The organism is Thalassospira permensis NBRC 106175 (genome assembly GCF_000714555.1).
Lineage (GTDB): Bacteria > Pseudomonadota > Alphaproteobacteria > Rhodospirillales > Thalassospiraceae > Thalassospira > Thalassospira xiamenensis.
On the sequence record NZ_AUNC01000034.1, the window covers coordinates 67,488 to 88,182 of the forward strand.

The following is a 20,695-nucleotide window of genomic DNA, read 5'->3' on the forward strand; positions in this document are numbered from 1 at the left end:
CGGGCCTTTTTGCGTTTTGATCAATTAGGTGCTGCGTTACCAGGAGCCGGTGTTTTCCATGCTGGCCCATGGCTCGGCCGGGGCAAGGCTTTCGCCCTTTTGCAGGAATTCAATCGAAATCCCGTCCGGCGAACGGACAAACGCCATATGGCCATCGCGCGGCGGACGGTTAATGGTGACACCCGCATCCATCAGCTTCTGGCAAAGCGCATAAATATCGTCGACCTCATAGGCAAGATGGCCGAAATTGCGCCCGCCGGAATAGCTTTCCGGGTCCCAGTTATAAGTCAGTTCAAGTTCCGGGGCCTTGTTGGCCTTGGCACTGGCTTCATCGGCAGGCGGCGCAAGATAAATCAGGGTGAAACGCCCCTTCTCGCTTTCAATGCGCCGGGTTTCTTTCATGCCAAGCAGTTCGCAGTAGAAACGCATGGATGCATCCACATCCTCGACACGCACCATGGTGTGCAAATAACGCATTGGAAATGCCTCCGTCATTGATTGGTCAATGACGCCAAACTATGCGTTATTGCCCGCTAATGCCAGTCTTGGCAGATGAATTTTTCTCTATGATTTCAAGGATGACGTCCGCGGCCTTCTCGCTCGGCGGCCGGTCGCCAAAGCCAAGCATGGTTGTGGCCGCGTCGAACCCGTCCAGTTGCGCCGCCCGACCTTCGCCGTCGGCCATAAGCGATTTCAGAACCGGCACGATACGGTTCGGCGTGCAATCCTGTTGCAGGAATTCCGGCACAAGCTTTTTGCCAAGCACCAGATTGACGATGGTCACCGTATCAATCCGCAACAATCGCCGCGCAATCCATGCCGTAATCGGGCTTAATTTATAGCCGATCACATGCGGCACCCCTGTTATCGCCAGTTCAAGCGACACGGTCCCGGATGCCGCAAGGGCCGCATGGGACGCGGCAAACGCATCGCGCCTGTCCTGATCCCCGGTCACGACAATCGGGCGCAGCGGCCAGTCGGCAACCGCATCACCGACGACCTGTGCAACCTTGCTCACCGTCGGCACAACAATTCTTGCATCGGGGAAATCCTCAGCCAATCGTTCGCAGACATCTCGGAAAACCGGCAACAGACGGGTGACTTCCGAATTGCGACTGCCCGGAAGAACCGTCAGGATTTTGCAGTCCGATGCGATACCGTGCTGTTCACGGAATCGGTCCGCATCGCCGCCATGCAGTTCCTCGACCGCGGAATGCCCGATAAAGCTGGTCGGAAGCCCGACCCGCTCGAAATAGGGCGGCTCGAACGGCAGCAACGCCAACAAATGATCGAGGAAACCCGCAATCTTCTTTGCCCGCCCCGGCCGCCATGCCCAGACCGACGGCGCAACATAATGCACCAGCGGAATACCCCTGCCTTTCAGCTTCTTGCCAACGCGAAAACTGAAATCCGGGGCATCAATGGTGATCACCACATCGGGTTGCTGTTCAATCGCATATTCCGCCGTCTGACGGATACGTTTTAACAAATGCGGAATATGCGGCAGGACCTCGGCAAGGCCCATGACCGACATCTCGTCCATCGGAAACAGGCTCTCAAGCCCCTCACCCGTCATGCGCGGGCCACCAACACCGATGAAACGGATTTCGGGATGACGCGCCTTTATGGCCGCCATCAACCGTCCACCCAACTGATCCCCGGATGCCTCGCCGGCCACCAGCATGATTTTCGCGGTCTGGATTTTTGGTTTATTCATCCTGTGCCGGTTCCTGCACCGAAATCCCGACAATGAACAGTCCAAGTTCATCGGCACGTTTGACGGTTTTCTCGCGATCAATGATCATCGTGCCACCCGCAAGCAACGCTATGCCGCGCAATCCGGCATCGTGCGCATTTTCCACGGTCGAAACACCAATCGCCGGAAGGTCAAGACGCCTGTCCTGCTGCGGCTTTGCCGACTTCACCAGAACACCGCCAACACCTTCGCGGCGATAGTCGGCAGACCGCCGCATCATTTCATCCGTGCCCTCGATGGCTTCAAGTGCCAGAACAAGCCCCTGCTGCACGACACAGCCCTGCCCGACATCGGCGGCACCCAAAATCCGGGCAACCTTCAGACCGTGCTGTGCATCGGCCATCGCCTGTGCATCGGGTTTCACCTTGCCCAGAACACCTTCCTCAACCGCGAGGTCTCCCAAAATCTCGTGTGCGCCGACCAGACGGAAACCGTCACGTTCAAGTTCACCCGCCACCAGACGCAGCAAACCATCATCGCCAAGCGACTTCATCCCGACTTTCATCAGCAGTTTCGCCGCCCGCCAATCGGGCCGGATCGATGCAAATGATGGACGTGCAACCTTGCCCGCAAGGACAACATCACGGCATTCTTCGGATTTCAGACGATCAAGGATTTTCGCCGCCGCCCCGATGCGAAGCGACGTATGGGGATATGCATCCAATGCCGAATCATCGGCATGGGCATCAAGCTTCACGATAAAAACATCCCGCCCGGCAGCCGTCGCCGCAGCCGCCAAACGGGCGGGAAGCGCACCACCCCCGGCAATGATACCAAGCTTTGCTGCGGGGTTATCCTGCGGAGCTGTCATATTTCGGCGTACATACGGAACGCATGCTTTCCGCTTTCAGGAAGGTGATGATTTCCATGACCGGCCCGACATCCTCGAAATCTTTCGAGACTTCCTCAACCCGCTCGGCAAGCGTACCTTCCTGCGCAAACAAAAGACGATACGCCTTGCGAAGCGCATGAATGGTCTCGCGATCAAATCCGCGGCGCTTCAACCCGACAAGGTTAAGTCCCGAAAGATAAGCACGGTTACCAATCACCGAACCATAAGGAATGATATCGCTTTCAACACCGGTCATGCCGCCGATCATCGCATGTTTGCCAATGCGGACGAACTGATGCACCGCCGAAAGACCGCCGACAATCGCAAAATCGTCGACCATGACATGGCCAGCAAGGGTCCCGTTATTGACCAGAATGCAATGATTGCCAATATGGCAGTCATGCCCGACATGCGCGCCTGCCATAAACAGGCAGTCATCGCCAATCGTGGTCTCCATCCCGCCGCCTTCTGTGCCGGGATTAAGGGTCGCCCCTTCGCGGATTTTGTTGCGTTTGCCAATGATCAGACGCGATGGCTCGTTCTTGAATTTCAAATCCTGCGGCGCATGACCAACTGACGCAAACGGAAAGATCGTACTGTCTTCACCGATTGACGTAATTCCGACGACCACGACATGGCTGTGCAGCTTGACGCGATCACCCAGAACCGCCTGCGGTCCGACAACACAGTACGGACCGATTTCTACATCCTGGCCAATCTGGGCGCCGTCTTCGACAATGGCGGTTGGATGCACTTTTGACATTATCAGTTGCCCCGGATCATCGCGGCGATGGTGGCTTCTGCAACGACCTGATCGTTAACGCGGACTTCACTTTCAAACTTCCAGACCGGGCCACGGCTCTGTTTTTTCTTCACATGAATATGCATGACGTCACCCGGCACAACCGGCTTGCGGAACCGTGCGTTATCAATACTCATGAAATAAACCAGCTTGCCTTCGGCATCCTCACCAAGGGTCTGAACCACAAGAATGGCCGCCGTCTGCGCCATGCTTTCGATGATCAGAACGCCAGGCATGATCGGCTGTTCCGGGAAATGGCCGGTAAATTGCGGCTCGTTCATAGTCACGTTTTTGATGCCAACGGCGGAATCGTCGACAGCAATATCAACAACCTTGTCGATCAGCAGGAACGGATAACGATGCGGAATCATTTCCAGAATGCGCTGAATATCAACACTTACCAATTCGGTCATAGGTATTGCCCTTACTTCTTTTTCCGTATCAGCCGCGATAAGGCCACGGTCTGTTTATGATATTCCATTACCGGCACAGCGGGGCTGCCGCCAACGGTTTCGCCCGCGCCGATATTTTTCATGACACCGGATTGCGCGGCAATTTTCGCGCCATCACCAATTTCAAGATGTCCGGTAATCCCGGCCTGACCCGCGGCAACAACAAAATTGCCAAGCTTGGTCGATCCTGAAATCCCGACCTGGGAAACGATAACACATCCCATGCCAAGTTCGACGTTATGGCCGATCTGAACAAGGTTGTCGATACGGCAACCATTGCCAATCACCGTATCAGGCCCCGCCCCCCGGTCGATTGTCGAATTGGCCCCGACTTCGACATCATTGCCAATCACGACACGGCCAAGCTGCGGCACTTTAAGGTGCCCCTGTGCGCCCATGGCAAATCCGAAACCATCCTGCCCGATGCGAGCACCCGGATAAATCAGGCACAGATTGCCAATCAGGCAATGGCTGATTGTCGCCCCGGCACCGATCCTGCTTCCGGCTCCGATCACGACACCTTCACCGATCACCGCATTGCTGGAAATGATGACGCCATCGCCAATTTCGCAATTCTCGCCAATCACGGCCCCGGCGTCGATCTGAACACCTTTGCCGATCATGGCGGTATCGGCGACAATCGCGTGCGGTGAAACAACACCATTGGCGGCGTCAAACGGATAATATGCCGTTGCCGCCTTGGCATATGCCCGGTACGGATCGCTGGTCGTGAACAGCACCATATCGGCAGGCGCACGATCAACGAACTCTGGCCGGGCAAAACACCCGCCGGCAGAACTGCTGACAAAGGCATCAAGATATTTGCGATTGTCAAAGAAGCTCAGGATCGATGCATCCGCATTCTGAAGCGGTGACACATCATCAAAGCGGCGTGACGGATCAGGTGCATTCACCAGTTCCGCTCCGGTCAGTTCGGCAATTTCCTGAACGCTGAACGGTCCCTTGCGTTTGAAAAACCGGGAATCAGCCATCAGGAGGCTTCCTTGAACTCGACGGTAAGGGTCGGCATGGCCTTGTTCACAAGGTCAAATACTTCCTTGGACGCATCCATGGCGTTGGCATGCAGGATCACCTGACTTTTGTGCAGTACCAGCGTTGCCTTGCGCTGCTCGGCAACATCGGCAATTACTTCAATCAGCGTTTTCTGGAATTTCACGCGCGATTCATTAAGCGCCTGATCCAGAATACGGTTGCGCCCCTGTGCAAACTTCTGAAAATCGGCAACTTTCTGCTGAAATTCTTTCTGTTTCTGCTGAATGACATCGGCAGACAGAAGGGTTCGCTGCTGGGCGATTTCCTGCTCTTCCTTCCGCAGCCCCTGCTGGCGCTTTTCGATTTCCTGCTGATAGGCTTCCTGACGCGTTTTGATCTGCTTTGTCATATCCTGCATGGCAGATGCTTCACGCATAATGCCTTCAAAATCGACAATCATCACAACGGCCTCTGTATTTCCGGCAGCATTTTCCTGCGCCGACGCCATTGTTACTGATGCGAATGCAAGAACAATCGCAAGTAAGGCGGTCTGGATAGATTTCATCATTTTCATCAGAATCTGGTTCCGAAACTCAGTCGGAACACTTCCTCTTTGTCGAAGTCTTCTTTGAGAACAGCCTGCGAAAGGTCAACACCAATCGGGCCAAACGGAGATTCCCAGCCTACCCCAAAACCAACAGACGCCCTGAGTGAACCTTCGTCATAGATTTCACCAGGCCGTGCGCCATCAACCCCCTCGGAAGCACCGAAATCACTGAATACACGACCTGTAAGTGCAAATTCGGACGGCAACCCTAACGGGAAGTCCATCTGTACGGTACCAGTATAGAAGAATTTGCCGCCAACCGCATCTTTCGTTGCAATATCGCGCGGCCCGACACCGGCCGATTCAAAACCACGAAGGTTTGCACCACCTGTAAAGAAGCGCTGCGAAATACGCGTATCGTCGCCAATACCAAAGATGTAACCGGTCGACGCCTTGGTCGACAGCACCCACGTCTTTTCGCGATCAAGCGGATAGTAGTACCCGCCATTCACGCGTGTACGAAGATAGGTTTCCGAACCGCCGAGCCCGGCGAAATCGTTAGAAACCTGAACGAAATAGCCTTCTTTCGGCGTAAGCGTGCTGTCGCGCTGATCATAGGTAAGCGTCTGACCAATCGTTGACTCGGAAAACTCGGGGTCTTCTTCACGAAGCAGACGCGATGCGTCGCTATCGATGTCGGAATATTCGTTAACCGCATACCCGTAACGCACCGACTGCGACAATGCTTCGGAATAACGGAAACCGGACCGCAAACCGATACCGGTCTGCTTTTCGTCATATGAACTTTCGTCCTGATTGTCTTCTTCTCGGCGATAGATATCAAAGCCCGCACTGACATCCCGATCAAGGAAGTACGGCTCGGTAAAGGACAGATCGACCTGCTGGCTGGATGACCCAATCGTAAAGCCAAGACGCAGGTCCTGCCCTTTGCCAAGCAGGTTGCGTTCGCGGATACCGGCCTGACCGAAGGCACCATCATCCGTGCCGTACCCGGCACCAATCGAAAACTCGCCGGTCGACTTTTCTTCAACATCAACCTCAAGAACCGTCTGGTCGGGCGAACTGCCCGGCAGGGTCTTGACGTCAACCGATTTAAAGAAGTTCAGGTTTTCAACACGCTGGCGCGAACGTTTGAGTTTCGAACTGCTGAACGCGTCACCTTCAACAAGGCGGAATTCACGACGGACAACTTCGTCAAGCGTGCGGACGTTGCCAACCACGTCGATGCGTTCGACATAAACCTTCGGACCTTCGGCGATGGTGAAGGTGATATTGATAACGCCGGTCTCGCGGTCACGCTGGATATTCGGGCGAATATCGATGAATGCATAACCCTGGTCACCGATGCTGTTGGTCAGGGCATCAATCGCATCATCAACAAGGTCGGCATTGTACCAGTCGCCTTTTTCAATCTCGATCAGGGGCGTCAATGTCGCCGGATCGATCTTGTCGATCTGCGATACGATATTGATATCGCCAAACTTGTAACGCTGACCTTCGCTGACCGTGTAGGTTATAAAGAAATCAGACCGATCAGGCGTCAGTTCGGCCACGGAAGACAGAACCTGGAAATCGGCATAACCGGCCGAAAGATAGTAACGACGCAAAAGTTCGCGGTCGAACGTGACGCGATCCGGGTCATAGTTGTCGTCAGAAGTCAGGATTTTCCACCAGGCGCTTTCGGTTGTCCGGATAACTTCGGACAATTCACCATCATCAAATGCCTTGTTGCCAACGAAGTTGACCTTGCGCACCCCGGTGGCCTCTCCCTCGTCAATTTCAAAGACAAGGTCGACACGATTCTGTTCAAGCTGAATGACTTTGGGCTCAACGGTCGCGGCAAACCGGCCGGAGCGACGGTACAGCTCAAGAATACGCTGCACATCAGCCTGAACCTTGGTGCGGGTGTAAACGACACGAGGGCGCAACTGAAGTTCCGTACCAAGCACGTCGTCCTTCAGGCGCGTGTTGCCCTCAAAGGCGATCCGGTTGATGATCGGGTTTTCAACCACATTTATTTTCAGAACGCCCTGATCAAATCCGATAGACACGTCGGCAAACAGGCCGGTTGAAAACAGCGACTTCAGCGATTCGTTGATTTTTTGCGGATCGTAGGGATCGCCCTCTTTTACCGACAGGTATGCGTTAACCGTCTCGCTTTCGATACGGTTATTGCCGTCAACACGGATCTCGCGAATAACGCTTGATCCCTGCGCGTAGGCCACCATCGGAATTATGGTTGGCGCGGTTCCACCAAGCAAGACTGCTGCTAACGCAGCCGCTTTTACATTACGCAGCAAATTCAACCCCCTGATGCCGTATATCATCAGCCTACCAGGCCTTTGAAGAAATTCCAGACGCCCAACTGCGTCAGGTCGTTCCAAGTTGCAAAGATGATTAAGCTGAATACCAAACCTGCCCCAAGACGGAAACCATATTCTTGTGCTTTTGCGCCCAAGGGCTTACCGCGAATGGCCTCAATCGCATAAAACACCAGATGACCACCATCCAGAACCGGAACAGGCATCAGGTTAATCAACCCAAGGCTGATCGAAAGATACGCCATAAAGAACAGAAGCGGTCCAATACCCCCCTCGGCAACCTCGCCCGACATCTGCGCGATGCGGATCGGACCGCCAAGTTCGGAACTGTCACGTTCGCCCGAAATCATCTCACCCAATGCCGACAATGTCTGCGAAATCAGGTTCCAGGTCGATGAAAACGCCTTGCCGGTCGCATCGATAATTCCATCGCGCTGGGTTTCAAACGCACCGGCGGTCACGCCCAGACGACCGAATGTCTGAACGTCGTCACCTTCGCCTGTCGTTACGGCTTCCGGCGTCACCTGAATGTCGATTTCCTGCCCGTCACGCATCACTGAAAGCGAAACCGGCGCACCGGCATTGCCCCGGATCACTTCCGAAAGCTCGCTGAACCACGCAATCGGCTGTCCATTGATCGCATTGATCCGGTCCTGGGGCTGCAATCCGGCAACCGCCGCCGGGCTGCCGGCAACCGCCTCGCCCACCACCGGCAGGGCGCGCTGCTGGCCAACGGCGGCAAACAGAACGGTGAAAACCACAATCGCAAACAGGAAATTGGCCAACGGACCAGCAAAAACGATGGCCGCACGCGCCATCAGGCCTTTGTGATGAAACGCATGCTGGCGTTCTTCTTCATTAAGGTCGTCGCGCTGCCCCGCACTGGCCGGGTTCATATCGCCAAACATTTTGACATACCCGCCAAGCGGCAAAAGGCTGACTTTCCAGCGCGTGCCCTTTTTGTCGTACCAGCCAAAAAGCTCCGGACCGAATCCGATTGAAAACGCTTCAACCTTTACACCATTGCGGATCGCAACCCAGTAATGCCCATATTCATGAACAAACACCAGGACCGAAAGAACAAACAGAAAAGCAAGAAGGGTTTCCATGAAAGACGTTCCTTTTTCGGGGCGAACCCCGCATTTTTGGTATTCAAAGACCGGTTTTGATCAGGCCCAGCGTTTCACGACGAATCATATCATCAAGATCAAACATCTGGTCGAGATCTCGTAACGGTGATGCCGCAATCCTGTTCATCATGCGCTCGACCGTTTCGGCAATTTGCAGGAAGGTAAGCTTTCCGCCCAGAAACGCCCCCACGGCAATCTCGTTTGCAGCATTCAATACCGTCGGCACCGTCCCCCCCGCACGCAGCGCTTCGCGCGCCAGACGAAGAGCCGGGAACCGTTTCATATCCGGCGCGGTAAAGTTCAACTGTCCGATCGTGGCAAAATCAAGACGCGCTACATCGACACGTATTCTTTCCGGCCATGAAAGCGCATAGGCAATCGGGGTCCGCATATCGGGCGATCCCAATTGCGCCAGTACCGATCCGTCGGAATATTCCACCATGCTATGCACGACAGATTGCGGATGCACGACAACCTCGATGCGTTCTTCAGGCACCGGAAACAGACGACAGGCCTCGATCAATTCAAGGCCCTTGTTCATCATGGTTGCCGAATCAATGGAAATCTTGGCCCCCATATCCCAGTTGGGATGGGCCAGCGCCTGCTTTGGAGACACCGATTTCATATCGTCAAGCGACCATTCCCGGAATGGCCCGCCAGATGCCGTCAGAAGAATACGGTCAACCTTGTCGACCGACTTCTGTTCAAGCACCTGGAAAATCGCACTATGTTCGGAATCAACCGGGATCAGCGTCGCCTTGTATTTCGCGACTTCCGCCATCATCAGATCACCAGCACAAACCAGCGTTTCCTTGTTGGCAAGGCCAACCCGCGCCCCGCGGCGAATGGCCGCCAGCGTCGCCTTAAGGCCTGCTGCACCAATGATCGCGGCAATGACGATATCAGACGGGCGCGATGCCGCCTCGACCAATGCTTCATCACCGGCCGCGACCAGAATGTCCGTGCCAGACAGGGCGGATTTCAGGTCTTCATAAAGGCTTTCATCGGCGATAACCGCCATCGCAGCACCAAGTTCAATGGCGGCCTTGGCCAACCCTTGAACATTTCGATGGGCCGTAACGGCATCCACGGCATATTTGTCTGAATGTGCTTTCAGGATGTCTACGGTGCTGCTGCCGACCGATCCGGTCACGCCAAGCACGCAGACTGATTTCTTAATTGTCATCAAACACCAGCTTAGCGGATTTCTGCAACCAGGGACCCTGCCCTAGCGCAACGACAATCCAATGAAATACACAATAACAAACGCGACAGGAAAAACCGACAACATCCCATCAGCACGGTCAAGCACCCCGCCATGCCCCGGGATCAGGTGGCTGCTGTCCTTGACCTTGAAATGGCGCTTAAGCGCTGATTCTCCAAGATCTCCGATCTGTGCCACAATCGCCAGAACCCCGCTTGCCAGCACGATGGAAACCTGAATGGCATTGCCGCTGAAATAGGTGATCAGCCCGCCGATCAGCATCGCACACAACATGCCGCCAATAAGCCCCGCCCAGGTTTTCTTGGGGCTGAAACGCGGCGCCAGTTTCGGGCCGCCAATCGCCTTGCCAAAGGCATAGGCCCCCGTATCGGTCGCCCACACAAGAAAGAACAGCCACATGATCAACAGCAGACCATCCCCATGCATGCTGCGCAGCCAGTGCGCTGCCAGTGCCGCAAGCGAGATATAGATAATGCCAAATGCCGCGAGAAACCGATCCTTGCCCGGCCGCAATGCCGCGGTTACCGCCCCGACCAACACCGCCGGAATGATAAGAAGATATTCCCCGGTCGTCATGAACAGCATCGAAACGGCAAGGGATACCGCGGCAACAACCGAAACCGAATTGACATGCCCCGGAACGCACATCCGCGTCCATTCCCACATCATGCCAACCGAAAACAGAAAAACGAGAATCTCGAAATACGGGGAACCGAACCATACCGCCGCAACCGCGACCGGTGTCATCACCAGCGCGGAAACAACCCGTGGCTTCAATCCTGAATTTGTATCTTCCTGGCGTCGGGCTTCAGATGACTGCACCAAAACGCCGCTCCCGTCCGGCAAAGTTTTCTATCGCTTTTTCAAGATGTTCGCGTCCGAAATCCGGCCAAAGGACGTCATCGAACACAAACTCGGTATAGGCCGACTGCCAAAGCAGGAAATTGCTGATGCGCTGCTCGCCACTGGTCCGGATCAGCAGATCCGGATCGGGCATCCCGACCGTCATCAGATGCGCTTCAACCACGCTTTCATCGATGGCATCGGCCTGAATTTCTCCAGCTGCGACTTTTTGCGCGATCTGGCGCATGGCATCGGCAATCTCGGCCCGCGCACCATAGCTTAGCGCAATGGTCAGGTTCAAACGGGCATTGCCCTGCGTGCGTTCCTCGGCATTGGCCAGAAGCACGCGAATATCATCGTCAAAACGGGTCCGGTCACCGATGATACGGATCCGGACCCCGTTTTTGTGCAGGGTCGCCAGTTCACGCTTGATGAACAGGCGAAGCAACCCCATCAGGTCGCTGACTTCACTTTCCGGCCGTTTCCAGTTCTCGGTCGAAAATCCGTAAAGTGTCAGATACTCGATACCGATTTCGGCTGCGGCTTCGACGGTGCGACGCACGGCCTCTACCCCCGAACGATGACCCATCGTACGGGGCTTTCCGCGCAACTTTGCCCAGCGCCCGTTGCCATCCATAATGATGGCAACATGACGCGGCACAGCTCGCAGATCTGAAGGGTTGGGTTGAGATGCCAGCACCGTCATGATCAGACTTGCATGATTTCCTGTTCTTTATGGGCAAGCACTTCGTCGATCTCGCTGATAACCTTGTCGGTCAGCTTCTGGATCTCTTTTTCCTCGTTATGGAGGTCATCTTTCGAGATCACGCTGTCTTTTTCCCATTTTTTGATCTGGTCAATACCGTCACGGCGGACGTTACGAACCGAAATCTTGGCCTGCTCGGCATATTTTCCGGCAACCTTGGACAGCTCCGCACGACGTTCCTCGTTCAATGCCGGGATCGGCACCCGAACAAGCGTCCCGTCGGCCGCCGGGTTCAGGCCAAGGCCCGAGTCACGGATCGCTTTTTCGACCGATTTAACCATGCTCTTGTCCCAGACCTGTACCGAAAGCATCCGCGATTCCGGAACACTGACAGACGCAACCTGGTTAAGCGGGGTCGGCACGCCGTAGGCTTCAACCATGACCGGTTCTAGAAGGCTTGCACTGGCACGCCCGGTCCGAAGTCCGGTAAATTCCTTGTGCAAAACTTCAACAGCCCCTTCCATACGGCGGGCAAGGTCCTTTTTTAGGCCAGCAACGTCAGACACCTTTAGTCTCCATTCGAAATAATCGTAAACTTACCTTTTGCACAAACCACATCGGCAAAGGCGCCGGGATTATGCAAAGAAAATACAATAACCGGAATATCATTTTCGCGTGCCAATGAAATAGCCGATGCATCCATGACACGCAAATCTTTGGCAAGAACGTCCATATAGGTCAGGGAATCATAGCGTTCCGCGGTCGGGTCGATCTTAGGATCGGCGGTGTAAACGCCATCAACCTGCGTCCCCTTAAGCAACGCGTCACAGCCCATTTCAACCGCGCGAAGTGCTGCTGCCGTATCGGTGGTAAAGAACGGGTTGCCGGTCCCGGCCGCAAAAATCACCACCCGGCCCTTTTCCATGTGGCGCACCGCACGACGGCGGATATAGGGCTCACAGACCGATGACATCGGAATGGCCGACTGCACACGGGTCTGGACCCCGTGCCGCTCAAGCGCGTTCTGAACGGCCAGTGCGTTCATGATGGTGGCCAACATGCCCATATAGTCGGCCGTGGCACGTTCCATGCCCTGAGAGGCACCCTTGACCCCGCGGAAGATGTTCCCCCCGCCAATCACCATGCAAACCTCGGCACCCATGTCATGAACGGCTTTGATTTCGCTTGCGATCCGGTCAACCGTCTCGGGATCAATCCCGTATTGCTGTTTTCCCAGAAGCCCCTCACCCGAAAGTTTCAGAAGGACACGACGAAATTTCAGTTGGCCGTTTTCTGCCATGTTGGATTGCCTCTTACTGCCGATATTTCAAACTGTCCCGAAACCCGGTTCAGCAAAATTCAGATATAAAAAGACCGGCGAGTAACAGGGCGATTATGCGCTGCCGACCTCGCCGGTCTGGGATCATACACGAAATGGCACGCGACGCACCATTTCGATCAGATGTTTATTTCTTAAGCTGCTCAGCAACTTCTGCAGCAAAGTCTTTTTCTTCGCGCTCGATGCCTTCACCAAGTTCGAAGCGCACAAAGCCCTTAAGGGTGATCGGCTTGCCCGCGTCTTTAGCAGCATTTGCAATCACGTCTTTGACTTTGCTTTCGCCGTCAATCACGAAGGTCTGTTCAACCAGAACGACCTGCTCGTAATATTTACGGATACGACCTTCGATCATCTTTTCGATGATTTCAATCGGGCGGCCCGATTCTTTGGCCTGTTCGGTCAGAACGGATTTCTCGCGCTCGACCAGTTCCGGATCCAGATCGTCAACCGTGGCCGAAGCCGGGTTGGTTGCAGCAATATGCATTGCGATCTGTTTGCCAAGGCCTTCAAGAACGCTCGCATCAGCTTCGGATTCAAGCGCAACCAGAACGCCGATTTTGCCGAGGTTCGGTGCAATCGCGGAATGGATGTAGGACGCAACAGCGCCCTTCTCGACCGAGATACCAGCCGAACGACGCAGGTTCATGTTTTCGCCGATGGTGGCGATCATGTGGGTAACCTGTTCTTCGACGTTGCGCGACGTCCCCGGGAACGGGGTTGCTTTCAGCGCATCGATATCACCATTGGCCGAAACGGCCTGGTTTGCGATTTCTGCGACGAATTTCTGGAAGTCTTCGTTACGCGAAACGAAGTCGGTTTCGGAGTTGAGTTCGACAACGGCGCCGGAAGTACCGTTAACAGCAACACCCACCAGACCTTCAGCAGCAACACGGCCTGCTTTCTTGGCAGCAGCAGCAAGACCTTTGGTACGAAGCCAGTCAACAGCAGCTTCAAGATTACCTTCGGTTTCGGACAGCGCCTTTTTGCAATCCATCATGCCAGCGCCGGTGGTTTCGCGAAGCTCTTTAACCAGAGCAGCGGTAATAGCCATTTTTAAAGCCCCTATTACGCGATCAGTGAACACCTAAAGAAACGGCGGCATGCTAGCCGCCGTTTCATCAGGTACAAAGTGAAACTTATGCGGAAGCTGCTTCCTGTGCGGCTTCTTCAACAGCAGCGGCTTCAGCCGGGACTTCTTCGGATTCACCGAGGTCCGCGCCAGAAGCAGTCATTTCCTGCTGGATGCCGTCCAGAACTGCGCCAACGAACAGGTCGCAATACAGCTGGATCGCACGGATCGCATCGTCGTTACCCGGGATCGGGTATGCAACGTTTGCCGGATCCGAGTTGGTATCCAGAATAGCAACAACCGGAATGTTCAGGTTCTTGGCTTCGTGAACAGCAAGCGCTTCCTTGTTGGTGTCGACCACGACGATGATGTCGGGAAGACCACCCATATCCTTGATCCCGCCAAGCGCGCGTTCAAGCTTGTCGCGCGAACGGGTCAGGTTCAGGATTTCTTTTTTGGTCAGACCTTCTGCACCGGCAGACAGGATTTCTTCCTGTTCTTTCAGGCGCTTGATCGAGTTGGAAACGGTGTTCCAGTTGGTCAGCATACCGCCGAGCCAGCGATGGTTCACATAGTACTGACCGCAACGCTTTGCAGCTTCTGCGATGACCGGCGAAGCCTGACGCTTGGTACCGACGAACAGAACGCGACCACCACCAGCGGTGACGTCACGAACCGCCTGCATCGCACGATGCAGCATCGGAACGGTTTCCTGAAGGTTCAGGATGTGAATGTCGTTGCGTGCGCCAAAGATGAACTGCTTCATCTTCGGGTTCCAGCGGCGGGTGTGGTGACCAAAGTGGACGCCAGCTTCCATCAGCTGACGCATGGTAAAGGTTGGCAAAGCCATGATAAATTCCTACCTTTTTCCGGTTAATACCTCCGCGGAAGGGAATTTCACGCCGTCTTGCGTGAAACACCGGATGGACGAATTTCTGCATAAAGCATTATTCGCCACGCTCCCGCGTGCGATGTTCGGGGCGGGTTTTAGCCCCCTCCTGCAAAGAATGCAAGCCTTAAAGTACGCTCAAACCGCGTGAAAGTGAACCCGAAGCACGATCACAATTTCACAGCACACGCACCAATCAGATTTCCTCGGCCAGTTCGACACCCGGAATGGCCCCGACCGCCCCGATGAGCGACGGTCCGACCTTATAGGTATCTTCAAGCTCGACCTCGGCAATACGGCCATCGGCACAGACCGTCGAAAGACTGACCAAACCGCGCCCTTTCCCCGCTTTTTCAAGCAGTTCTCGGATTTCCGCCACCGGATCAGGACGGTTCAGGCGAATGCGAATGCCCTCGGCTGCCCCGGAAACGGCATGCTCAAGGTCTTCGACCTTCTGCCCCTGAATGCGAAGCTGCCCTTCGCGCATTTCGGCCGCCACCACAAGCAATACTGGCCGCCCGGCATTGATGATTTCCTTATAGGCCGCCCATGCCTCGGCCCAGAAGGCGACTTCAAAGCTGCCCGTCGGATCGGAAAACATCACGAAGGCGAATTTCGATCCGTTTTTCTTCGAAATCATTTCACGCGCATTGATCAGCGTCCCGGCAAGCTTGATCGATCCCTTGTTCTGGGCACGCATACGGGCAGGAAGCTCCTTGATCGGCGCAATACCGATCCGTTGAAGACTTTTGCCAAAGGTATCAAGCGGATGCGCCGACAGGTAAAAACCAATCGCCGAAAATTCCTCGGTCAGTTTTTCCATCGGCACCCAGTCGCGTTCATCGGGCAACCGTATGGCATCCTTGCCAAATCCGGTATCCTCGCCAAACATCGAAATCTGGTCATTGTTGCGCGCCTGCATTTCGCGCTGGGCAACCGCCATCACCCGGTCGACATGCTCGAACATGACCTTGCGGTTTGTCGTCAGGCAATCAAACGCGCCTGCCCGCACAAGGTTTTCAAGCAACCGTTTATTGACCGCACGGCTATCGATGCGCGATGCAAAATCGGTCAGGTCCCGGAACGGACCATTGGCCTCGCGCTCCGCCACAAGGCTTTCCATTGCCGCATCACCAACGTTGCGCACGGCCGCCAGTGCATAACGGATTTTGCGCACCCCATCATGATTTTCGACCGAAAACGCCACTTGCGAATTATTGATGCAGGGCGGCAGGATTTCGATGCCAAGGCGTTCGACCTCCTGCTTGAAAATCGCAAGTTTTTCGGTGTTGTGCATATCAAGCGTCATCAGCGCGGCCATGAATTCGACCGGATAATTCGCCTTGAGATACGCTGTCTGATACGCTACCAGCGCATAGGCCGCCGCGTGAGATTTGTTAAAGCCATAGGATGCGAACTTGGCGACCTGATCAAAGATGTCGGACGCCTGCCCGCGCGGCACCCCGTTCTTTTCCGCCCCGTCAACAAACAGCGAGCGCTGCAATTCCATTTCCTCGGCGATCTTTTTACCCATCGCACGACGCAAAAGGTCTGCACCGCCAAGCGAATAGCCCGACATCGTCTGGGCAAGCTGCATGACCTGTTCCTGATAGATCATGATGCCATAGGTTTCTTCGAGGATCGGCTGCAACATCGGGTGCATGTAATCCGGCTCTTCCAGACCATGCTTACGTGCGATGTAATGAGGGATATTGTCCATCGGCCCCGGACGATACAGCGCCACGACCGCGATGATATCTTCAATCGTATCGGGCTTAAGCCCGCGCAAAACATCCTGCATGCCCTGGGATTCAAGCTGGAACACACCGACCGTCTCGGCCGCCGAAAGCAGCTTGAACGCCACCCGATCATCAAGGGGAATGGCACTGATATCAAAGTCTTGCGGGACGTCTTTTCGAAGACGCATTAGATTGACGGCCTCGATAATCACCGTCAAAGTCTTAAGACCAAGGAAGTCGAACTTAACCAGACCGGCATTTTCAACATATTTCATGTTGAACTGGGTCACCGGCATATCGGACCGCGGATCACGATAAAGCGGCACAAGTTCGTCAAGGTCACGGTCGCCAATCACAACCCCGGCGGCGTGGGTGGACGAGTTACGATAAAGCCCCTCGATCTGCATCGCGATGGAAAGCAGCCGGTCAATATCCGGGTCTTCGCGCGCAATCCGGCGCAGGTCCGGCTCCATGTCGATGGCTTCCTTAAGCGGGATCGGCTTGGCCGGATCACCCGGGATCATCTTACAGATTTTATCGACATAGCCATACGGGATGCTCAACACGCGGCCAACGTCGCGCACTGCGGCCTTTGCCTGCAACTTACCGAATGTGATTATCTGCGCCACACGGTCATGGCCGTATTTGCGCTGAACATATTCAATCACCTCGCCACGCCGGTCCTGACAGAAATCGACGTCAAAGTCGGGCATGGAAACACGTTCCGGGTTCAGGAAGCGTTCAAACAGCAACGAGAAATGCAACGGATCAAGATCAGTAATCAGAAGTGCATAGGCAACAAGCGACCCTGCACCCGAACCACGCCCCGGCCCCACCGGGATTTCATGGTCCTTCGCCCACTGGATAAAGTCCGCAACGATCAGGAAGTAGCCCGGAAACCCCATCTGATTGATGATGCCAAGCTCGTATTCAAGGCGCTCCCAATAAGGTTTGGCGATTTCTTCCTTCTGCGCGTCCGTCATGTCCTCGGTGAAGACATATTTCGCAAGGCGGCCTTTAAGGCCCTCCTCGGACATATGGCGCAGCTCATCGACCTCGGTGCGGCCTTCGCCGCAATCAAACGGCGGCAGGATCGGGTCGATCTTTTCGACATGCCACGAACACCGCTTGGCAATCGCCAGCGTATTGTCGCAGGCCTCGGGAATGTCGGCGAAAAGATCGCGCATCTCGGCGGCGGTTTTAAACCGGTGTTCGGGCGTTAAACGCCACCGGTCTTCCTGTCCGACAACCGCACCCTGCCCGATGCAGATGAACACATCATGGGCTTCATACATTTCCGCCTTGGGGAAAAAGCAGTCATTGGTCGCGACCATCGGGATATTATGCTCATAGGCCAGCCGGATCAGCCCCGGCTCGACCTTTTCTTCGATCGGTTCGCCATGGCGCTGCAATTCGATATAAAGCCGGTTGCCAAATATCCCCGAAAGCTTGTTCAGGCATTCGCTTGCCGCCTCATGTTGCTCCTCGGCAATCAATCGTGCCAACGGCCCGGTCGGCCCGCCGGTCAGGCAGATGATGTCGGAACTGTATTTTTCGATATGATCATAAAGCGCCTTGGGCTCACTGCCCGCTTCACTGGTCATATGCGCGCGTGACACGATCTTAAGAAGGTTGAAATACCCCCGGTCATTCTTCGCAATCAGTACCAGATTGTCCGGGTCCGGTTCGCGTGAAATCTTGCCGATCACCGGCTGATCGCCAAACCGCTCCACCCCGATCTGCACGCCAAGGATCGGCTGGATACCCGACCCGCTCATCACCCCTGAAAAATCGAGCGCGCCGAACATGTTGTTGGTATCGGTCATCGCAACCGCGGGCTGGCCATCCGCCTCGCACAGCTTTGCCAGTTCCTTCGTCGTGATGGCACCTTCGGCAAGCGAATAGTTGGTGTGAACACGAAGATGGACGAAACCGTTTTCCATTGCAGAAAATCCCGGACGATAAATGGCAAAGGCAGGAAACCGGCCACCCCGGATCACTCCGGGGCGCGGTGCTCTGCCAACTTAAAGAATTTCGACGGATTACGAAAGAGTATCGGGATCAAGTTCGACCAGATGCCCGTCACGCAGGGTCACAACCCGGTCCATCTGGCGCGCCAGTTCCGGGTTATGGGTCGCAATCAGCGACGCCAGACCGGTTTCCCGCACCAGCGTCATCAACATCCCGAACACCGTTTCCGCCGTATGCGGATCAAGGTTGCCGGTCGGCTCGTCGGCAAACAGCACATCGGGCACATTGGCAAGCGCGCGCGCAATCGCCACGCGCTGCTGTTCCCCGCCCGAAAGCCGTGCCGGGCGATGTTCGGCCCGTTTCTCCAACCCAAGACAGCGCAGCAGTTCAAGCCCGCGTTCGGTCGCATCCGCCCGTTTCAGGCCATTGATCATCTGCGGAATGACGACATTTTCAATCGCCGAAAATTCCGGCAGCAGATGATGATACTGATACACGAACCCGATATGCTTGCGGCGCATTTCGGTGCGCGCCAGATCGGAAAGATCCGTGCTGCGTTTTCCGCCAATCGAAACCATGCCGCCATCGGGCTTTTCAAGCAGCCCCGCAATCTGAAGCAGGGTTGATTTACCCGCCCCCGACGGCCCGACAAGGGCGACGATCTCGCCCTGATGGATTTCCAGATCGACGGATTTCAGGATTTCAAGCTGATCGGGGCCCTGATTGAACACCCGATCAATCTTTTCAAGCCGCAACACGACTTTCTGCGCCCGCTCCTTGGCGGTTGTCTTGATCATGTCACTCATAACGAAGGGCCTCCACCGGATCGAGGCGCGATGCACGCCATGCCGGATAAACCGTCGCCAGGAACGACAGACTAAGCGACATCACACAAACCAGCACCACTTCGCTGATATCCATGTCTGCCGGAAGCTGCGACAGGAAATAGATTTCCGCATTAAACAGATCGGTCCCCGTCAGGGTCTGGATGAACTGGCGGATATTTTCGATATTCAGGCAGAACACAACACCAAGGATCAGGCCGCTTAACGTGCCAAGCACCCCGATGGATGCCCCGGCCAGGAAAAAGATGCGCATCACCGATGACCGTGTCGCCCCCATGGTCCGCAGGATCGCGATATCGCGTCCCTTGTCCTTCACCAGCATCACCATGCCCGAAATGATATTGAATGCCGCCACCAGAATAATCAGCGTCAGGATCAGGAACATCACATTACGTTCGACCTGTAATGCATTGAAAAAACCGGAATTTGACTGCTGCCAATTGACCAGCCGAAGCTGCTCGCCCGACAGGTTCGACAACAGGTCGTTCATGCTTGAGGACAGACGTGACGGGTCTTCAAGCATCACTTCAAAATGGCTGATTTTTTCCGGCAGGCGGAAATAAATCTGTGCGGCCTGAAGCGGCATGAAGATAAAGCCGCTGTCATATTCATACATGCCGATATCAAACAGCCCGACCACCTTATAGGCCCGCACGCGCGGCACGGACCCGAACGCCGTCACATTGCCCTTGGGCGAGATCAGATTGACATTATCCCCCACCCCGACGCCAAGCTTCATGGCAAGACGCGCGCCCATGATCACGCTATCGTCCCCCTTGAAATCATCAAGCGATCCGAAAACGATGTTATCGGCAATCGTCTTGCGCTTGGCGATGTCTTCGGCACGGACCCCGCGCACGATGGCCCCGGTTGACCGGCCGTTATTCGATGCCAGCACCTGCCCCTCGACCACCGGGGTCACAAGCGTGACATTGCCGGTTTCAGCGATCTTCTTTTCAATCGCATCATAATTGGGCAGGCCATCGGGGCTTTGCGCGTAAACCGATATATGTCCGTTCAGCCCCAGAATACGTCCAAGCAATTCGGCCCGGAACCCGTTCATGACCGACATGACGATAATCAGGGTCGCAACGCCCAGCATGATGCCAAGCAGCGAAAAGATGGCGATGACGGAAACAAAGCCCTCTTGCCGACGGGGACGCAGGTAGCGGAAAGCCACCAGACGTTCGAACGGACTGAACATGCGCAAAAGAT

At 55.1% G+C, this 20,695-nt stretch carries 19 protein-coding genes; all 19 read right to left on the bottom strand.

The genetic code is table 11. From position 1 onward, the window contains the following. Positions 1-36: 36 nt before the first annotated feature. The 19 genes from SMB34_RS15150 to SMB34_RS15240 all read right to left on the bottom strand — a co-directional run bounded on the left by SMB34_RS15150 (position 37) and on the right by SMB34_RS15240 (position 20,684). Positions 37-477, bottom strand: a complete 441-nt coding sequence (locus SMB34_RS15150; RefSeq protein ID WP_007089446.1) for a VOC family protein — start codon at positions 475-477, stop codon at positions 37-39. A 46-nt stretch (positions 478-523) separates the two neighbouring features. Then, positions 524-1,717: a lipid-A-disaccharide synthase gene (gene lpxB, locus SMB34_RS15155; RefSeq protein WP_037991279.1), complete on the bottom strand. Its 1,194-nt coding sequence runs from the start codon at positions 1,715-1,717 to the stop codon at positions 524-526. Further along, complete coding sequence (locus SMB34_RS15160) at positions 1,710-2,567, bottom strand: LpxI family protein (RefSeq protein WP_037991281.1); 858 nt, start codon at positions 2,565-2,567, stop codon at positions 1,710-1,712. The genes lpxB and SMB34_RS15160 overlap by 8 nt, the downstream gene beginning before the upstream one ends. After that, positions 2,548-3,351 (bottom strand): acyl-ACP--UDP-N-acetylglucosamine O-acyltransferase, encoded by an 804-nt coding sequence (gene lpxA / locus SMB34_RS15165; protein WP_037991283.1) that lies wholly within the window; start codon positions 3,349-3,351, stop codon positions 2,548-2,550. The genes SMB34_RS15160 and lpxA overlap by 20 nt, the downstream gene beginning before the upstream one ends. Before the next feature lie 2 nt (positions 3,352-3,353). Beyond that, positions 3,354-3,803, bottom strand: coding sequence for a 3-hydroxyacyl-ACP dehydratase FabZ (fabZ, locus tag SMB34_RS15170; protein ID WP_007089442.1), 450 nt, complete (start codon positions 3,801-3,803; stop codon positions 3,354-3,356). Between the two features lie 11 nt (positions 3,804-3,814). Next, the gene (gene lpxD / locus SMB34_RS15175) at positions 3,815-4,834 is read right to left on the bottom strand and encodes a UDP-3-O-(3-hydroxymyristoyl)glucosamine N-acyltransferase (RefSeq protein WP_037991286.1); all 1,020 of its coding nucleotides are present in this window, start codon (positions 4,832-4,834) and stop codon (positions 3,815-3,817) included. Then, positions 4,834-5,409, bottom strand: a complete 576-nt coding sequence (locus tag SMB34_RS15180) for an OmpH/Skp family outer membrane protein (protein WP_007089440.1) — start codon at positions 5,407-5,409, stop codon at positions 4,834-4,836. The genes lpxD and SMB34_RS15180 overlap by 1 nt, the downstream gene beginning before the upstream one ends. Continuing rightward, complete coding sequence (gene bamA, locus SMB34_RS15185; protein ID WP_240478844.1) at positions 5,409-7,703, bottom strand: outer membrane protein assembly factor BamA; 2,295 nt, start codon at positions 7,701-7,703, stop codon at positions 5,409-5,411. Before bamA ends, SMB34_RS15180 begins: the two co-directional genes overlap by 1 nt. 26 nt (positions 7,704-7,729) lie before the next feature. Continuing rightward, entirely contained in the window at positions 7,730-8,833 is a 1,104-nt protein-coding gene (rseP, locus tag SMB34_RS15190) for an RIP metalloprotease RseP (protein ID WP_037991288.1), read from the bottom strand. 43 nt (positions 8,834-8,876) lie between these two features. Then, the gene (locus SMB34_RS15195) at positions 8,877-10,040 is read right to left on the bottom strand and encodes a 1-deoxy-D-xylulose-5-phosphate reductoisomerase (RefSeq protein WP_037991289.1); all 1,164 of its coding nucleotides are present in this window, start codon (positions 10,038-10,040) and stop codon (positions 8,877-8,879) included. A 42-nt stretch (positions 10,041-10,082) separates the two neighbouring features. Continuing rightward, positions 10,083-10,901 (bottom strand): phosphatidate cytidylyltransferase, encoded by an 819-nt coding sequence (locus SMB34_RS15200; RefSeq protein ID WP_223305109.1) that lies wholly within the window; start codon positions 10,899-10,901, stop codon positions 10,083-10,085. After that, positions 10,888-11,628, bottom strand: a complete 741-nt coding sequence (locus tag SMB34_RS15205; RefSeq protein ID WP_037991291.1) for an isoprenyl transferase — start codon at positions 11,626-11,628, stop codon at positions 10,888-10,890. The genes SMB34_RS15200 and SMB34_RS15205 overlap by 14 nt, the downstream gene beginning before the upstream one ends. 2 nt (positions 11,629-11,630) lie before the next feature. Then, on the bottom strand, positions 11,631-12,194 hold the full coding sequence (gene frr, locus SMB34_RS15210) for a ribosome recycling factor (protein ID WP_007089434.1): 564 nt from the start codon (positions 12,192-12,194) through the stop codon (positions 11,631-11,633). Between the two features lie 2 nt (positions 12,195-12,196). Beyond that, entirely contained in the window at positions 12,197-12,928 is a 732-nt protein-coding gene (pyrH, locus tag SMB34_RS15215) for a UMP kinase (protein WP_037991293.1), read from the bottom strand. Positions 12,929-13,094: 166 nt separating this feature from the next. Next, a complete protein-coding gene (gene tsf / locus SMB34_RS15220) occupies positions 13,095-14,018 on the bottom strand; it encodes a translation elongation factor Ts (RefSeq protein WP_007089432.1) in 924 nt (307 codons plus the stop codon). Positions 14,019-14,103: 85 nt separating this feature from the next. Beyond that, entirely contained in the window at positions 14,104-14,886 is a 783-nt protein-coding gene (gene rpsB, locus SMB34_RS15225; RefSeq protein WP_007089431.1) for a 30S ribosomal protein S2, read from the bottom strand. 235 nt (positions 14,887-15,121) lie between these two features. Further along, a complete protein-coding gene (gene dnaE, locus SMB34_RS15230) occupies positions 15,122-18,607 on the bottom strand; it encodes a DNA polymerase III subunit alpha (RefSeq protein ID WP_037991593.1) in 3,486 nt (1,161 codons plus the stop codon). Positions 18,608-18,706: 99 nt separating this feature from the next. Further along, positions 18,707-19,441, bottom strand: a complete 735-nt coding sequence (locus SMB34_RS15235; protein WP_037991295.1) for an ABC transporter ATP-binding protein — start codon at positions 19,439-19,441, stop codon at positions 18,707-18,709. Then, on the bottom strand, positions 19,434-20,684 hold the full coding sequence (locus SMB34_RS15240) for a lipoprotein-releasing ABC transporter permease subunit (RefSeq protein ID WP_037991297.1): 1,251 nt from the start codon (positions 20,682-20,684) through the stop codon (positions 19,434-19,436). Before SMB34_RS15240 ends, SMB34_RS15235 begins: the two co-directional genes overlap by 8 nt. Between the last annotated feature and the right edge of the window lie 11 nt (positions 20,685-20,695).

Excerpts from the sequence above, each read along its gene's own strand:
- SMB34_RS15150 (WP_007089446.1), bottom strand. The coding sequence starts at position 477 with ATGCGTTATTTGCACACCATGGTGCGTGTCGAGGATGTGGATGCATCC.
- lpxB (WP_037991279.1), bottom strand. The coding sequence starts at position 1,717 with ATGAATAAACCAAAAATCCAGACCGCGAAAATCATGCTGGTGGCCGGC.
- SMB34_RS15160 (WP_037991281.1), bottom strand. The coding sequence starts at position 2,567 with ATGACAGCTCCGCAGGATAACCCCGCAGCAAAGCTTGGTATCATTGCC.
- lpxA (WP_037991283.1), bottom strand. The coding sequence starts at position 3,351 with ATGTCAAAAGTGCATCCAACCGCCATTGTCGAAGACGGCGCCCAGATT.
- fabZ (WP_007089442.1), bottom strand. The coding sequence starts at position 3,803 with ATGACCGAATTGGTAAGTGTTGATATTCAGCGCATTCTGGAAATGATT.
- lpxD (WP_037991286.1), bottom strand. The coding sequence starts at position 4,834 with ATGGCTGATTCCCGGTTTTTCAAACGCAAGGGACCGTTCAGCGTTCAG.
- SMB34_RS15180 (WP_007089440.1), bottom strand. The coding sequence starts at position 5,409 with ATGAAAATGATGAAATCTATCCAGACCGCCTTACTTGCGATTGTTCTT.
- rseP (WP_037991288.1), bottom strand. The coding sequence starts at position 8,833 with ATGGAAACCCTTCTTGCTTTTCTGTTTGTTCTTTCGGTCCTGGTGTTT.
- SMB34_RS15195 (WP_037991289.1), bottom strand. The coding sequence starts at position 10,040 with ATGACAATTAAGAAATCAGTCTGCGTGCTTGGCGTGACCGGATCGGTC.
- SMB34_RS15205 (WP_037991291.1), bottom strand. The coding sequence starts at position 11,628 with ATGACGGTGCTGGCATCTCAACCCAACCCTTCAGATCTGCGAGCTGTG.
- pyrH (WP_037991293.1), bottom strand. The coding sequence starts at position 12,928 with ATGGCAGAAAACGGCCAACTGAAATTTCGTCGTGTCCTTCTGAAACTT.
- tsf (WP_007089432.1), bottom strand. The coding sequence starts at position 14,018 with ATGGCTATTACCGCTGCTCTGGTTAAAGAGCTTCGCGAAACCACCGGC.
- rpsB (WP_007089431.1), bottom strand. The coding sequence starts at position 14,886 with ATGGCTTTGCCAACCTTTACCATGCGTCAGCTGATGGAAGCTGGCGTC.
- dnaE (WP_037991593.1), bottom strand. The coding sequence starts at position 18,607 with ATGGAAAACGGTTTCGTCCATCTTCGTGTTCACACCAACTATTCGCTT.
- SMB34_RS15235 (WP_037991295.1), bottom strand. The coding sequence starts at position 19,441 with ATGAGTGACATGATCAAGACAACCGCCAAGGAGCGGGCGCAGAAAGTC.
- SMB34_RS15240 (WP_037991297.1), bottom strand. The coding sequence starts at position 20,684 with ATGTTCAGTCCGTTCGAACGTCTGGTGGCTTTCCGCTACCTGCGTCCC.